Annotated in this window: 12 protein-coding genes and 1 tRNA gene; 5 read left to right on the top strand and 8 right to left on the bottom strand. The window is 40.3% G+C overall.

What is annotated here, in order from left to right:
- Positions 1 to 43: 43 nt before the first annotated feature.
- From gcvP to AQ505_RS03180, 3 genes are all read right to left on the bottom strand, one after another.
- Positions 44 to 2,923: an aminomethyl-transferring glycine dehydrogenase gene (gene gcvP, locus AQ505_RS03170; protein ID WP_062546844.1), complete on the bottom strand. Its 2,880-nt coding sequence runs from the start codon at positions 2,921 to 2,923 to the stop codon at positions 44 to 46.
- 75 nt (positions 2,924 to 2,998) lie between these two features.
- Entirely contained in the window at positions 2,999 to 3,571 is a 573-nt protein-coding gene (locus AQ505_RS03175) for a hypothetical protein (protein WP_062546845.1), read from the bottom strand.
- A gap of 12 nt (positions 3,572 to 3,583) precedes the next feature.
- A complete protein-coding gene (locus AQ505_RS03180) occupies positions 3,584 to 4,303 on the bottom strand; it encodes a pyridoxine 5'-phosphate synthase (RefSeq protein WP_062546846.1) in 720 nt (239 codons plus the stop codon).
- Positions 4,304 to 4,373: 70 nt separating this feature from the next.
- On the opposite strand from AQ505_RS03180, the gene AQ505_RS03185 reads away from it, so the two are divergent.
- Positions 4,374 to 5,975, top strand: a complete 1,602-nt coding sequence (locus AQ505_RS03185) for a mechanosensitive ion channel family protein (protein ID WP_062546847.1) — start codon at positions 4,374 to 4,376, stop codon at positions 5,973 to 5,975.
- Positions 5,976 to 6,096: 121 nt separating this feature from the next.
- Here the strand turns inward: AQ505_RS03185 and ahcY are convergent, their stop codons facing one another.
- Positions 6,097 to 7,413, bottom strand: coding sequence for an adenosylhomocysteinase (gene ahcY, locus AQ505_RS03190; protein WP_062546848.1), 1,317 nt, complete (start codon positions 7,411 to 7,413; stop codon positions 6,097 to 6,099).
- A 371-nt stretch (positions 7,414 to 7,784) separates the two neighbouring features.
- Entirely contained in the window at positions 7,785 to 8,678 is an 894-nt protein-coding gene (locus AQ505_RS03200) for a cation diffusion facilitator family transporter (protein WP_062546850.1), read from the bottom strand.
- Between the two features lie 640 nt (positions 8,679 to 9,318).
- On the opposite strand from AQ505_RS03200, the gene AQ505_RS03210 reads away from it, so the two are divergent.
- Positions 9,319 to 10,125 carry a hypothetical protein gene (locus AQ505_RS03210; RefSeq protein WP_197286293.1) on the top strand — a complete coding sequence of 269 codons (807 nt, stop codon included), beginning with the start codon at positions 9,319 to 9,321 and terminating at the stop codon, positions 10,123 to 10,125.
- Positions 10,126 to 10,240: 115 nt separating this feature from the next.
- Here AQ505_RS03210 and AQ505_RS03215 read toward each other — a convergent pair.
- A tRNA-Asn gene (locus AQ505_RS03215) sits at positions 10,241 to 10,314 on the bottom strand.
- A 326-nt stretch (positions 10,315 to 10,640) separates the two neighbouring features.
- On the opposite strand from AQ505_RS03215, the gene AQ505_RS03220 reads away from it, so the two are divergent.
- Positions 10,641 to 11,051 (top strand): BrxA/BrxB family bacilliredoxin, encoded by a 411-nt coding sequence (locus AQ505_RS03220; RefSeq protein WP_062550867.1) that lies wholly within the window; start codon positions 10,641 to 10,643, stop codon positions 11,049 to 11,051.
- A gap of 167 nt (positions 11,052 to 11,218) precedes the next feature.
- On the opposite strand, the gene cdaA is transcribed toward AQ505_RS03220, so the two are convergent.
- Together cdaA and folP are read right to left on the bottom strand one after the other, a co-directional pair.
- Entirely contained in the window at positions 11,219 to 12,010 is a 792-nt protein-coding gene (gene cdaA, locus AQ505_RS03225) for a diadenylate cyclase CdaA (RefSeq protein WP_062546853.1), read from the bottom strand.
- Positions 12,011 to 12,057: 47 nt separating this feature from the next.
- Positions 12,058 to 12,915: a dihydropteroate synthase gene (gene folP, locus AQ505_RS03230; RefSeq protein ID WP_062546854.1), complete on the bottom strand. Its 858-nt coding sequence runs from the start codon at positions 12,913 to 12,915 to the stop codon at positions 12,058 to 12,060.
- A gap of 56 nt (positions 12,916 to 12,971) precedes the next feature.
- Here folP and AQ505_RS03235 point away from each other — a divergent pair, with 56 nt between their 5' ends.
- Both AQ505_RS03235 and AQ505_RS03240 read left to right on the top strand, forming a co-directional pair.
- Entirely contained in the window at positions 12,972 to 13,514 is a 543-nt protein-coding gene (locus AQ505_RS03235; RefSeq protein ID WP_062546855.1) for a DUF1599 domain-containing protein, read from the top strand.
- Positions 13,514 to 14,665: a BT_3928 family protein gene (locus AQ505_RS03240; RefSeq protein WP_062546856.1), complete on the top strand. Its 1,152-nt coding sequence runs from the start codon at positions 13,514 to 13,516 to the stop codon at positions 14,663 to 14,665. The genes AQ505_RS03235 and AQ505_RS03240 overlap by 1 nt, the downstream gene beginning before the upstream one ends.

Here is a 14,665-nt window from a genome sequence, read left to right on the forward strand (position 1 = left end):
AGACCTAAATATATTAAAAGGTTTAACGAGGCAGGTAAATATTTTAAACAGTTTCTTCTTCCATGTAACTTTCAATCGGCGGGCAAGCGCAAACCAATGACCTATCGCCAAAGGAATCATTTACTCTACCTACTGAAGGCCAGAATTTGAAAGCTGCAACATAAGGAAGTGGGAAAGCAGCTGTTTGTCTGCTGTAACCATGATTCCATTCATCAGCCGTTACAATTGTAGCGGTATGAGGTGCATTTTTCAATGGGTTATCGGTTTTGTCTAATTGACCATTTTCTACTGCAGTTACTTCTTTTCTGATCGCAATTAAAGCATCGCAGAATCTGTCTAACTCATGTTTCGGCTCACTTTCAGTAGGTTCTACCATTAGCGTTCCCGCTACTGGGAAAGATACTGTCGGGGCATGGAAACCATAATCCATTAAACGTTTTGCAATGTCAACTACCTCAATACCGTAGTTTTTGAAGCCTCTGCAATCCAGGATCATTTCGTGTGCACAACGTCCATTTGCACCGGAGTATAATACTGGGTAATGCTGCTCTAAACGCGCTTTCATATAGTTGGCGTTAAGAATTGCATTTTTCGTTGCATTCATTAATCCGTCGCCACCCATCATTGCGATATATGCATGAGAGATCACTAAGATCGAAGCTGAACCCCATGGCGCAGAAGATACTGCAGGGATAGATTTTTCTTTGTTGATATCCACCACTGCATGAGCTGGAAGGTAAGGAACCAGGTGTTTAGCTACACCGATTGGACCCATACCAGGACCACCACCACCGTGAGGGATACAGAAAGTTTTATGTAAATTAAGGTGACAAACGTCAGCACCAATGTTACCTGGGCTGGTTAATCCTACCTGAGCATTCATGTTTGCGCCATCCATGTAAACTTGTCCGCCATTTTCATGGATGATGTTACAGATATCGATAATGCTTTCCTCAAATACACCATGTGTAGATGGGTAAGTCACCATTAAGCAAGAAAGGTTTTCTTTGTTCTCTTCTGCTTTGATCTTTAAATCGGCAACGTCAATATTACCGTTTTCCAAAGATTTCACGATGATGATTTTCATTCCAGCCATTGCTGCAGAAGCCGGATTGGTTCCATGTGCAGAAGAAGGAATTAAAGCCACATTACGGTGATGGTCACCGCGATCCTGATGGTAAGCTCTGATCACCATTAAACCTGCATATTCACCTTGAGCACCAGAGTTTGGCTGTAAGCTCATGGCTGCAAATCCAGTGATTTCACTCAACCATTTGTCTAGCTCATTGAAAACAGTATAGTAACCCGCAACCTGATCTGCCGGAGCAAATGGGTGGATTCTACCGAATTCTGGCCAGGTTACCGGAATCATTTCAGTAGTTGCATTTAGTTTCATAGTACATGAACCTAAAGCGATCATCGAGTGACAAAGAGAAAGGTCTTTTGCTTCTAATGATTTAATATAACGCAGCATTTCATGCTCTGAATGGTGCGAGTTGAATAGTGGGTGTGTTAAGTAAGCAGAAGTACGTTGCAAAGCAGTTGGAATCACTGTTGCAGGATTTTCTTCAGACATTTCAACGCTATCCGCAGCGATACCTTTTACTTTCGCAAAGATTTTCACCAATAACTTCACATCTTCCAGGTCTGTAGTCTCATCTAAAGAGATGGTCACTACGCTGCCATTGTAGTTTAAGTTGATCTCATTGTCTACACATTCTCTATGGATAGAATCAACAAGGTGACCTAAGTCTAACTGAATAGTGTCAAAGTAAGATTTATTCAATTGTGTATAACCCGCTTTCTCTAACGATTCAGCTAAAGTTACTGTCAATCCATGCGTACGTTCTGCGATCAGTTTTAATCCTTTCGGACCGTGATAAACTGCGTAGAAACTAGCCATAATCGCTAATAACGCTTGTGCAGTACAGATGTTGGAAGTCGCTTTATCTCTACGGATATGCTGTTCCCTGGTTTGCAAAGCCATACGTAAGGCGTAGTTGTTATTGCTGTCGATCGTTACCCCGATGATACGTCCTGGAATAGAGCGTTTGTACTCATCTTTAGTCGCGAAATAAGCAGCATGAGGACCACCAAAGCCCATCGGTACACCAAAACGCTGAGTGGTACCTACCACGACATCAGCACCCCATTCACCTGGAGGCGTCAATAAGGTTAAGCTTAAAAGATCCGCAATTACGGTCACTTTTACATTTACACCATGAGCAGTATTAGCGAAACCGGTATAGTCGAAAACCTCACCATTACCAGCTGGGTATTGAATGATTGCACCGAAGAATTCTTCATTCAGTTCAACCGTTTGGTGATCGCCGATCACTAATTCAATTCCAAAAGGATTGGCACGGGTTTTTAAAATATCAATTGTTTGTGGGAAGATCAATTCTGAAACGAAGAATTTCTTCGCATTTGAGTTTTTGCGCAAGCTGAATTGCATGAACATCGCTTCAGCAGCAGCAGTACCTTCATCCAATAGAGAAGCATTTGCGATTTCCATACCTGTAAGGTCGATTACTAAAGTCTGGAAATTTAACAGGGCCTGTAAGCGACCTTGTGCGATCTCTGCCTGGTAAGGCGTATATTGAGTATACCATCCTGGATTTTCCATCACGTTACGCAAGATTACTCCTGGGGTAGTGGTGTCATAATATCCCTGACCGATATAAGATTTAAATACTTTGTTTAAGGAAGCAGTTTTCTTTAAGCTGCTTAGGTAATCCTTTTCAGATTTCGCCCTTGGCAGGTTTAATGGCTGTTTTAACCGGATCGATTGAGGAACCGTTTGTTCTATTAACTCGTCAACAGAACCCAAACCAAGGGTGTCTAACATGGCATTGGTATCCTCTGTATTAGGAGCAATGTGACGATCTTTAAAGTCTTCTTTGTAATGAATATTTAAGCTCATGAAATCTATATATAAAAAGTTCCGCAAAGGTAATAAAAAATACACTTAGCTCTAAGCGGAATTGATCATATATCGCTATTCTCCAACGAGTATCCAACCACTATCTTTTTTATACTTTAATTTATAAGATTTAGTGATGTAGTTACTAGCTGTGCCCTTGTTTTTCAGCCAGATAGCAAAATCATTTGGCTCTTTTTTTAAGGATACCGTCACACGTGCCACTTTCGAATCTCCTTTGATCATGGTGATCGGTTTCTCTGCATCCATCACATAGTCTAATGCACGAAGCGTAGCCTGAGAAACATTCTGTTTTAAAATGTAAGGTTTACTTTTGTCTGTTAAGACAATTTTATAAGTAAACACGCTGTCTTTCGACAAGAATTTCTTTTTTTGATCCTGCAGGTCAAGGGTTACCCAGCCTTTTTCCTGCAGGGTCTTATATTTTTCTAATGCTAACTTATCATTTTTACTCTTAAACCTGATTTCACCCACTTCCATTTTTACCTCTTCATAAACCGGGTTGGCTTTAAGATAGGTTTCAATGACATCTGTTGCGGTACTTTCGTCTAAATTCTCAGCGGCACCTTTACAGCCTGTGATGAACAAAATAAACAATGCGGAAATGGTCAGTAAATTCAGATTTTTCATAAGAGGGATAGGTTAATTTTGCAATTGACGGAGGTACATTTGAATGGTATTTTCCAGGCCAAGGTAGAGGGCGTCGCTGATTAAGGCATGGCCGATGCTGACTTCCAGTAATCCCGGGATGTTTGCTGCGAAATATTTTAGATTTTGTAAATCGAGGTCGTGACCAGCATTGATGCCTAAGCCCAATTCATTGGCAGTTTTCGCAGCGGCGATATAAGGTTTAATGGCTTGTTCGCGGTTTTGATGATAATGACGGGCATAGTCTTCCGTGTACAATTCAATGCGATCTGTACCACTTGCTGCGGCTGCTTTCACCATTTCTTCTACGGGATCTACGAAAATAGAAACGCGGATGCCGGCCGTTTGAAACAGCTGCACCATTTCTTGCAGATAATCCTGGTGTTTAATGGTATCCCATCCATGATTTGAAGTGATTTGGCCTTCTGTATCGGGTACTAGTGTAACCTGAGCAGGTTTATTGGCCAAGACCAGGTCAACAAATTTCTGCTCTTTACAATTTCCTTCAATGTTAAATTCTGTAGCGATAACTGCTTTTAAGTCGAACACATCCTGGTAACGGATATGTCTTTCGTCCGGACGCGGGTGAACCGTAATGCCCTCTGCTCCAAAGCGCTCACAATCCAGCGCTACCTTTACTAAATCTGGATTATTTCCGCCGCGACTATTTCTTAAAGTCGCAATCTTATTGATGTTTACAGATAAATTTGCCATGACGTAAAAATAGCGGATTATTTCCTTATTTTGTTCTAAGCAATGCTCCTAATTTATTAAGCCATTCTTCATGAAGTTTCTTTTTACATTTCTATGCCTGTTGAGTTTACAAAGCCTGGTGCATGGACAGGATGCAAAGACAGATCCGAAAGGTTTTCCAGTGATTGCACATCAGGATACGCTGTTTTACATCCAGAATAGGTTAGGCTCATTGTCTGCAAAGGAACGTGCAGAAAGAACTTCCGAGAAAGTCGCGAAATTGGCTGACGACCTGCTTTTTGTACCTGATTCGGTGAAGGTGGTTAAAGATTCCCTGGTGATGGATATTGCCTATAAAGGTGATATTCTGATGAGTTTATCTAAGCTGGATGCCGATTCTGTTCGGATGGATATGGACGTGCTGGCCAAAACTTATCAGCAGATCATTGTGGACAATGTGACAGAGTATAAGAAAGAAACCGATGTGGTAGAACTTCTGAAGCGTGCCGGGCTGGGGATTCTGATCCTTTCCGTACTTGGGGCTTGTCTTTTTTACCTGAATAAGTTTTTCAATCGCTTTCGAGGATGGATTAGTAAAAGACTTCATCAAAAACTGAGTAAACTTAAAATCAAAGACTACGAGCTGATCAATCGGAAAAGTGAACTTTTACTGATCAACAAGGCCCTGCATTTGGTGAAATTTGTATTGATGTTTTTATTGGTATATCTGACCTTACCCTTGGTATTTCGTCTTTTCCCATGGACAAAACCTTTGGGTGATCATTTGATGAACTTTGTACTGAATCCGCTGAAAAATATCTTTTCATCGCTGATCAATTTCATTCCTAACCTGATCACGATCCTGGTCATTTTCTTCGTCTTCCATTATGTGAAAAAGCTGATTAAATTTTTAGCAGGGGAGATTGAATCAGAAAAATTAAAGATCAATGGATTTTATCCTGACTGGGCAAAACCAACTTATAATATCATCAAACTGGTGTTAAATGCTTTTATGCTGGTGGTGATCTGGCCATTTATTCCAGGTTCCAATTCGGAAATCTTTAAAGGGGTATCGGTGTTTTTAGGACTGCTGATTTCTTTTGGATCTTCTTCTGCGATCAGCAATGGTGTAGCGGGAATGGTGATTACCTATATGCGTCCTTTTAAAGTAGGGGATGTAGTGAAAATAGGAGATATTACCGGTTCAGTATTGGAAAAATCCTTGTTGGTCACCCGTTTGAAAACAATTAAAAATGAAATCATTACGATTCCGAATAGCGCCATTCTGAATGGAAATACGGTCAACTATACGAGTTTATGCGTAGGAGAAGGTTTGATTATACATACGACACTCACATTAGGTTATGATATTCCATGGGCTAAAATCCATGAATTGCTGATTGGCGCTGCATTGGCTACAGAGGGAGTGATCAAAGAAAAACAGCCCTTTGTACTACAAACCAGCCTGGACGATTGGTATGTTTCTTATCAGCTGAATGCGTATGTATCAAGGCCGGATATAATGGCGGTGATTTATTCGGAGCTCCATAAAAACATTCATGAGGCTTTTGATGCAGCAGGAGTAGAGATCATGTCGCCGCATTACCAGGCGATGAGGGACGGAAATGCGAGTACGCTGCCTAATAAAGCAGTAGCGGATACAGGTGGTTTATTACCAGATTCAAAAGTTTAATCCTTAGCGCCTGCTATAAAAAAAGGGATGTTGTGTGAAACAACATCTCTTTTACTTTTTAAGCCTAGGCTTGTATTTTAAGTTTTTAGCGGATTTACATCCGCTAAAAACTTAATTTGCTTTAGTATCTGTAAGCCTCAGGTTTGAATGGACCTTCTACAGGAACGCCAATATAATCTGCCTGGTGCTGATCTAGAACGTCTAATTCTACACCGATTTTAGCTAAGTGTAAACGTGCTACTTTCTCATCTAAGTATTTAGGAAGCACATAAACTTTATTCTCATAATTAGCGGTGTTCGTCCACAATTCTAATTGCGCTAAAGTCTGGTTAGTGAAAGAGTTAGACATTACGAAACTTGGGTGGCCAGTAGCGCAGCCTAAGTTTACCAAACGTCCTTCAGCCAATAAGATGATATCTTTACCGTCGATGGTATATTTATCAACCTGTGGTTTGATTTCCACTTTAGTATCACCATAGTTGGTGTTTAACCAAGCTACATCGATCTCATTGTCAAAGTGACCAATGTTACAAACGATTGCTTTGTCTTTCATTACTTTAAAATGTTCTGCACGAACGATATCACAGTTACCAGTAGTAGTGACGATAATATCAGCTTCTTTAACAGCAGTAGCGAATTTCTTCACTTCATAACCTTCCATTGCTGCTTGTAATGCACAGATCGGATCAATTTCAGAAACGATTACACGTACACCTTGTGAGCTTAATGATTCTGCAGAACCTTTACCCACATCACCGTAACCGGCAACAACAGCAACTTTACCAGCCATCATTACATCAGTTGCACGACGAATCGCATCAACCAATGACTCACGACATCCGTATTTATTGTCGAATTTAGATTTAGTTACTGAATCGTTTACATTGATTGCAGGTAAATGTAAAGTGCCATTTTTCATGCGCTCATATAAACGGTGAACACCAGTAGTCGTTTCTTCAGAAAGACCTTTGATGTCTGCAATCAGCTCAGGGAACCTATCGAAAACCATGTTGGTTAAATCACCACCATCATCTAAGATCATGTTTAATGGCTGACGCTCAGGGCCGAAGTGTAAAGTTTGTTCAATACACCAGTCGAAATCTGGTTCGTTAAGACCTTTCCATGCATACACCTGAATTCCTGCAGCAGCAATTGCAGCAGCAGCATGATCTTGTGTAGAAAAGATATTACATGATGACCAGGTTACTTCTGCACCAAGTTCTACCAATGTTTCGATCAAAACAGCAGTTTGAATCGTCATGTGTAAACATCCTGCGATGCGTGCACCTTTTAATGGTTTCGAAGGACCGAATTCTTCGCGTAATGACATTAGTCCTGGCATTTCTGCTTCGGCTAATCCAATTTCTTTACGACCCCATTCCGCCAGTGAAATGTCCTTAACTTTATAAGGGACATAAGTTGTCTCTACTGATGACATATTTCTATATTTAAATGATTAAATGCGAACTTTTACCTTGTTCTTCATAGGCTCAGCATAGTTTTGCTGGAACCTTTTTGGAAACAGGCTAATTATGCGACAAAATTACACAATAGTTTGGCCAATTTCAAAACCGTTTCATTAGCTGTCAGATAGGAGAGTTGGTTATGACACAAGAAGGATAAAAGAATTATATTAGAATGATGGAGATACAAGGCATGGATACTGGTCGGGAAGAGACCTGCATTCCCAAAGCCTCTGGAGGGGGATGCTATAGGGTTTGGATAGCAGAGACTATCGCAACCCCTTCCGAGCCCTATGGCAATGTGCTTCTCTTCCCGATCACTACCCGACCACTTTCTCGTCTTTTTTTATTTTTTATTTAAATAAGGTTCAACGTGTATGAGGGTATCTTTTATATGAAGATTTGAGGCTCGCAATTCGTCTTTCACCTGATGGGCGATTTCATGTGCATCAAATACATTGGTATTTCCATCCACTTCAATGTGCATATCTACATAGTAGTCCAGTCCCATCTTTCTTACATAACATTTCTCTACTTTTTTAACTTCTATATGTAAAGAGGCAATATGGCTGATTGCGGCAACTAATTCGTCGGAAGGGGCTTTGTCCATGATTTCTTCAAATGCCGGACGGATGATCTTGAAAGCATTGTAGATGATGAAAAGACAGGCAAAAAGCGCAGCCCAGTCGTCCGCGCCTTCGTAACCTTTACCCAGAAAAATTGCGATGGAAATACCAATAAAGGCGGCAATTGAGGTAATGGCATCACTCCTGTGGTGGTAAGCATCGGCAATCACTGCCTGGCTGTTGATTCGCTTTCCGACCGCATAAACATAACGAAATAGGATTTCCTTTGCTGCAATCACCAGCAGCAGCACGATTAAGGTGTAGCTTTTTGGAAGTTCGTGCGGGGTATTGATAAAAGCGATCGAATGGTAGGCAATCCATCCTGCAGCAGCCAGCAGGAAAAATCCAATGAGGATTGCAGCTACAGGTTCGGCCTTCCCATGGCCATAAGGATGGCCTTTGTCTGGCGGTCGCTGGGCATAAATCAGGGCAACCCAAAGTAATCCTGAACTGATCACATCTGCTCCCGATTCCGTGGCATCGGCAATCAAGGCATAAGATTGGCCAAGATGACCGGAAATCCCTTTTACAAAAATTAAAATAATACTAATGATGATACCCAATTGGGTAGTACGGATGGCTTCCGAGGAAGGGCTTCTTTTTGCCTGCTCCATAAAAAAATAAAAATGTATAAATGACCCCAATTGAAAATTTGAGGAGTCGGCCTGGACAATTAATCTAAACTAAAAAGGAGGGTTGAGGTGGTCTGTAGGGTTTCCCGGAAAGTCTGGAAATTTCTTTTTCCCTATAAAAAAAACATAATTCATTGGGTTTGCAAGATTGGTTTGGGCTAAGCTCAAAACAAGGCTCTTGACAGAACAATAGTTGATGATGGCCGTATAAGATCTTTTTAAAAGGGAGCTTCATATCCTGCTTGCTATCATTGTCCACAATGTCCTTTCCCCAGTAATGCATGGAAAGAAAATCAACAAAGTTGATGTTGGGATTGCGGGAGGTATGATCAATGTAATGAGATACGAGTAAGGGAGCTTTGAAAAGCTCAGCTATCGCCGAACCAGATAAAATACAGGTAACCAGAAAGTAGATCATCACCCTTTTCACGACGCAAATGTACTCATTTCATCACAATTCAATTGCCCTTGGCATGGATTTAGCTAAACTGCCATCAAAATTACCTTAACCTATTTAAATTAGCCAAATCCTATGAAAATTACCACTCTATTATTGCTCTCAAGCCTACTGATATGCTTTGGATGCCGTTCACAAAATCGCATGACATTAAATTCTACACCATTGAAGATTGAAAAAAAAGCAGATTATGCTAAAGTACAGCCCTATTATGAACTAGATTTTAGTGCAGCTTTTTGCTTATTTGAGGTCAGGGTTAATGATGTATTGGTCTTTACGATGAACCTGGACGGACAGACTTCTACTATGATTCCAATCAATTCAGCTATTTTAGAAAGTGGAAAACAACAAATTGCGATTACAGTACTACCCCTGGCTGGTCAGAAGTTTTTAAACCCAAGCGCTCAGTTTAAATACAATATCAAAGTTTTTGATGCAGCTAATGAGCTCAATTTTAAGGAGCAGCTTCCCGGAGAATATGCTGTGGCGAAAGTGGATCCTTCGAAGAAACAGACCATACTTACACAAAGTGCCGATTTTAACGCAGAGCTGCCTTACACCATCAGAGCTTATCAAAATTCTACTGATCTCACTTCAGTAAGCGGATTAAAAGATAAACTGAATGATGCGTACCAGCAACTCTCAGCGCTCATCAAAAAAGGGGAGGTAGAGCAAATTAAAAAATTGATAGCCAATAGAGAAAGTGTCGCTGCGGTTACCATGTACCTGAGTAAAGAAGAATCAGATGATCGGATGGAAGGTATTGTCAGTAATCTAAAATCAGGATATAAACTAGCACCTATTCCTGCAGATGCCCTTGTAAAGATTTTTGGTAATGGAAAGCTTGCTACTTTAATCAGGCCTAATGGCGAGCCGGCTTTAATCCTGAAAAATGAGAAAGATCAGGAGGAACTGCAGTTGGAATTCACCTTTTTTATTCCTGCTGGTAAAACTGATCTTGAAATTATCTAGCTGAAGCTTTAACCATTTCGGATGATATGTATTTGAGAAAGAAGAAATGGGAAATTTTGCTTTTGGATAAACTAAAAAAGCCTTTCAGTATTACTGAAAGGCTTTTGCTATTTTGCTCCCTCTGCTGGGCTCGAACCAGCGACCCTCTGATTAACAGTCAGATGCTCTAACCAGCTGAGCTAAGAAGGAGTACTGGTTACCAAATAAACGGCTTTTTGATGCTTTAAGCAACATTAAGTTTCGTTCGTTTTGGGAATGCAATATTAGGAGTTTTTAGCCGATTATAAAAGTACTATTACAAGTTTTTTTTAGATTTTAAATTAAGCCCTTAGTTTAGTGGGGGTTAAAATTCATTTTTTATTTCCTAAAAACCCTCGAAACAGGGTTAAGCAGCATTAAATAGGTAAAATCAAAGTAATTTAAAGGTAAAATCAGAGGCGAAGCCGATGTATTTCTTTGATGGTAATGCACGTTGCTGTACATTTGTATGGATTAATGAATTAAAGAAAGAAAATATGTATCCTGAATATTTAGTAGAACCAATGCGTGCAGAACTTACTAAAGTAGGTTTCGAAGAGATGAAAACTGCAGCAGATGTAGATAATGCAATCGGCACTGAGGGTACCGTTTTTGTAGTGGTAAACTCTGTTTGTGGTTGTGCAGCAGCAAATGCTCGTCCTGCAGCAAGATTGGCAGCAGCAAATGAAAAACATCCTGATAAATTGATTACTGTATTTGCAGGTATGGAAAAAGAAGCAGTGGACAGAGCTAGAGGTTATATGATGCCTTTCCCTCCATCTTCTCCAGCAATGGCTTTATTCAAAGATGGTAAATTGGTTCACATGATCGAACGTCACCAGATTGAAGGCAGACCAGCACAAATGATCGCTGATAGCTTGATTGGTGCTTTTGAGGAACACTGCTAATTACTGCCAAATATTAGGCATATAATATATTAAAACAGGGGCTGGTTGTTAGAAACCAGCCCCTGTTTTGTTTAGGTTGTATTTAACCTTATTTTTTTTGTCGGGGGGTATACCTGATCTTTATCCTGTCTTCCAGGTAGATATAATATTTGCTCGACAGATCAGCTTTAAAAATCTTTATTCAGCAGTTTTTCCAGTTCTCCAAAAGAAACGTTCATCCGTACTCTTCCTTGTTTTGCATAAGCGATTTCGCCAGTTTCTTCAGAAATAATGACGGCAACAGCATCCGTAGTTTCGGAAACACCGATCCCAGCTCTGTGGCGTAAACCAAATTGTGGAGGGAGTTTGTCGTTATCTGTTAAAGGTAAAATACAACTGGCACTTTTGATTTTGTTTTCTGCAATGACTACGGCACCATCGTGCAGTGGACTGTATTTTTGAAAGATACTTTCCAGTAATCTTTTAGATATTTTCGAATCAATCACCTCACAGCTGTTGGCGAAAAGCTGATCGTCATAAAACTTAACAAATACGATTAAAGCCCCTGTACGAGATTTTTTCATGCTTTTGCAAGCATCAATGATTGGTTTAATGCGCACCAGATTATCTCTTTCAATATTTTTACTGCCGAAAATATAACCCCACCAAGCTTTATTCTGCTGTAGGAAGGTGTTTTTTCCAATCAACAACAGGAAACGCCGGATCTCCGGCTGAAAGATCACAATCAAGGCGATGATCCCCACGCTCATGAACTTGTTGATAATGGTAGAAAGTAACCTCATATTGAGCTGATCTACCGCAAACCAGATGATCAGAATGATCAGCATGCCCAGCAGTAAGTTTACCGCCAGCGTGTTTTTTATCAGGTTGTAGATATAGTAAATAAGGAGTGCGACAAATATAATGTCCACCACATCCGTTAATGATACTCTTAGAAAATCGAAATCAAATCCTTTCATTATGCCCAAGTTAGGTATTTTTTGATATTAATCGCGAGCATGCTTTTTTAATGCGATCTGGTTTTCTCTACCAGGGCAATACATTCTGCCGCTGCTTTTACATCGTGTACCCTTAGTATGCCCGCGCCTTTCATCAAGGCGATGGTATTTAGAATAGTGGTGCCGTTTAGGGCCTCTTGTGGATCATTTCCAAGAAAATTATAAATCATCGATTTCCTGGAGAAACCTACCAGCAATGGCAATTCAAAAATATCCAATTCTTCCAACTGGTTTAGCAATTGATAATTTTCATCGGTAGTTTTTGCAAAACCAAAACCTGGATCAAGGATGATGTCCTTTACACCTAACTTTCTTAAGGACGCTATCTTTTGAGAAAAATAATCCACCAGATCCAGGCCGATATTCGAATAACCGGTTTGCTGCTGCATATTTTGCGGAGTGCCGCGCATGTGCATCAGAATATAAGGAACTTGTAAATCAGCTGCGGTTTGGAACATGGCCTCATCCAGTTCTCCTCCGGATATGTCATTGATCAGATGTGCTCCGGCCTCTATACTTTCCTTTGCTACTTTCGCGCGGAACGTATCAATGGAGAGCCAGGCTTCAGGGAATTTTTTACTGATGATTTCTACCATAGGTACCATCCGGCTTAATTCTTCTGCTTCACTAACTTCTGCAGCACCGGGACGAGAAGAATATGCGCCAATGTCTATGAACTTAGCACCCTCATTCAGAAAAGTTTCCGTTCGTCTTAAAGCGTCATCGGCATTGTCAATTCTACTGTTATTGTAAAATGAATCCGGGGTCAAGTTGAGGATTCCCATCACCGTTGGCTTGCTGATATCTACAAGCCTGCCTTGCAGGTTTAGTGTGGTCTTTCGGTTTAAAAATGTATCTTTAGCCATCGTATAAAACAAAAATACGGTATTTAAATAGCTTTAAACTAAATATTTTAATTGTTTTGGCAACAAACACCTCAAAAGAATTCGATTCAGTAATTGCGGTTTGTAAATCGCTTTTTATAAAGAAAACAAAGGACTATGGAACGGCATGGCGCATACTTAGGCCGTCCTCCATTACCGATCAGATTTTCATCAAGGCACAGCGCATCCGTACCCTGGAAGATAAAAAAGTTGCTATGGTAGATGAAGGCGTTATTCCCGAATATATAGGCATCATCAATTATTGCGTGATGGGGATGCTGCAGCTGGAACTGACCGAAAATGATCCTTATGATTTGGATCCTGATCATGTAGAACAGCTTTATGACGAGAAAGTAACCCTCACCAAAGACCTGATGTTCGCTAAGAACCATGATTATGGAGAAGCTTGGAGGGATATGCGTGTGAGTTCTTTAACAGACCTCATCCTAATGAAAATTTTAAGAGTAAAACAAATAGAAGATAATGCCGGTAAAACATTAGCCTCAGAAGGGATCGATGCCAATTATCAGGACATGCTCAACTATTCTGTTTTTGCATTAATTAAACTTGGCCTGAGATAATGAAGAAAATTGCCCTAAATTTTGCCAGAATATTTGTTGGCGTCCTGTTTATATTCTCAGGACTGATCAAAGCGAATGACCCATTGGGCTTCGGTTATAAATTACAGGAATATTTTGAGGTCTTTCACCTGCCTTTTTTAAGTGGGATTGCTACCGGAATTGCCATCTTACTTTGTGTGATGGAAATCGTGCTTGGGGCATTACTGCTTTTCGGCTTCTGGGCTAAAAAGGTGACGGCGGGCTTATTGGTGGTGATCATCTTTTTTACTTTCCTAACTTTCGTTTCCGCATTTTTCAAAGTAGTAACCTCTTGCGGTTGTTTTGGAGACGCCATTCCTTTAACGCCATGGCAGTCTTTCTCTAAAGATTTAGTGCTGCTGGTGTTGATCATTTACCTTTTCCTATATAAGGATTTAATCCGCCCAATTACCAACAACCGGAGTTGGCAAAGCGCTTCTTTGGCTATTGTGTTGTGTGCTTCGCTGTTGTTCAGCCAGTATACTTATAGCAGATTGCCGATTTTGGACTTCCTGCCTTATAAGGTAGGGGCGAGTATTCCTGAATTGATGGCTATCCCTCCTGGAGCTCAGCCTGATGAGTTTCTGATCATGTATAACTTGAGCAATAAGAAAACAAAAGAGAAGAAGGTGATGAGCGACAAGGATTACCTGAAAACGGAAATCTGGAAAGATGAAAACTGGGAAATTGTAGGTACGCCTGAAAAGAAACTGATCAAAAAAGGATATGAGCCGAAAATTAAAGATTTGCTGATCAGTGATGCCTCGGGTACAGATTATACGAAAGAACTGATTGAAAATCCTTACTATAACCTAGTATACGTAGCCTATAACTTGAACGATACAGATGAAGAAGCAATCGCTAAATTAAACGCATTGGCGTTAAATGCTGCGGAACAATTTAACATCAGGACGGTACTGCTGACTTCCAATTCTGCACAGGATGCCCTTGCTTTCAGTAAAAAAATGAAACTGTTTACAGAAGTATTTTATGCGGATGCTGTTCCTTTGAAAAGTATGGTAAGGGCGAATCCAGGTGTATTACTGCTTAAAAACGGAGTTATTGTCAATAAATGGCATTACAATGCAGTGCCTTCTTTTGAAGTGCTTTCAGAAAAATATTTTAGTAAATAA

The sequence above is a fragment of the Pedobacter sp. PACM 27299 genome, from assembly GCF_001412655.1.
In the GTDB taxonomy this organism is placed as follows: domain Bacteria; phylum Bacteroidota; class Bacteroidia; order Sphingobacteriales; family Sphingobacteriaceae; genus Pedobacter.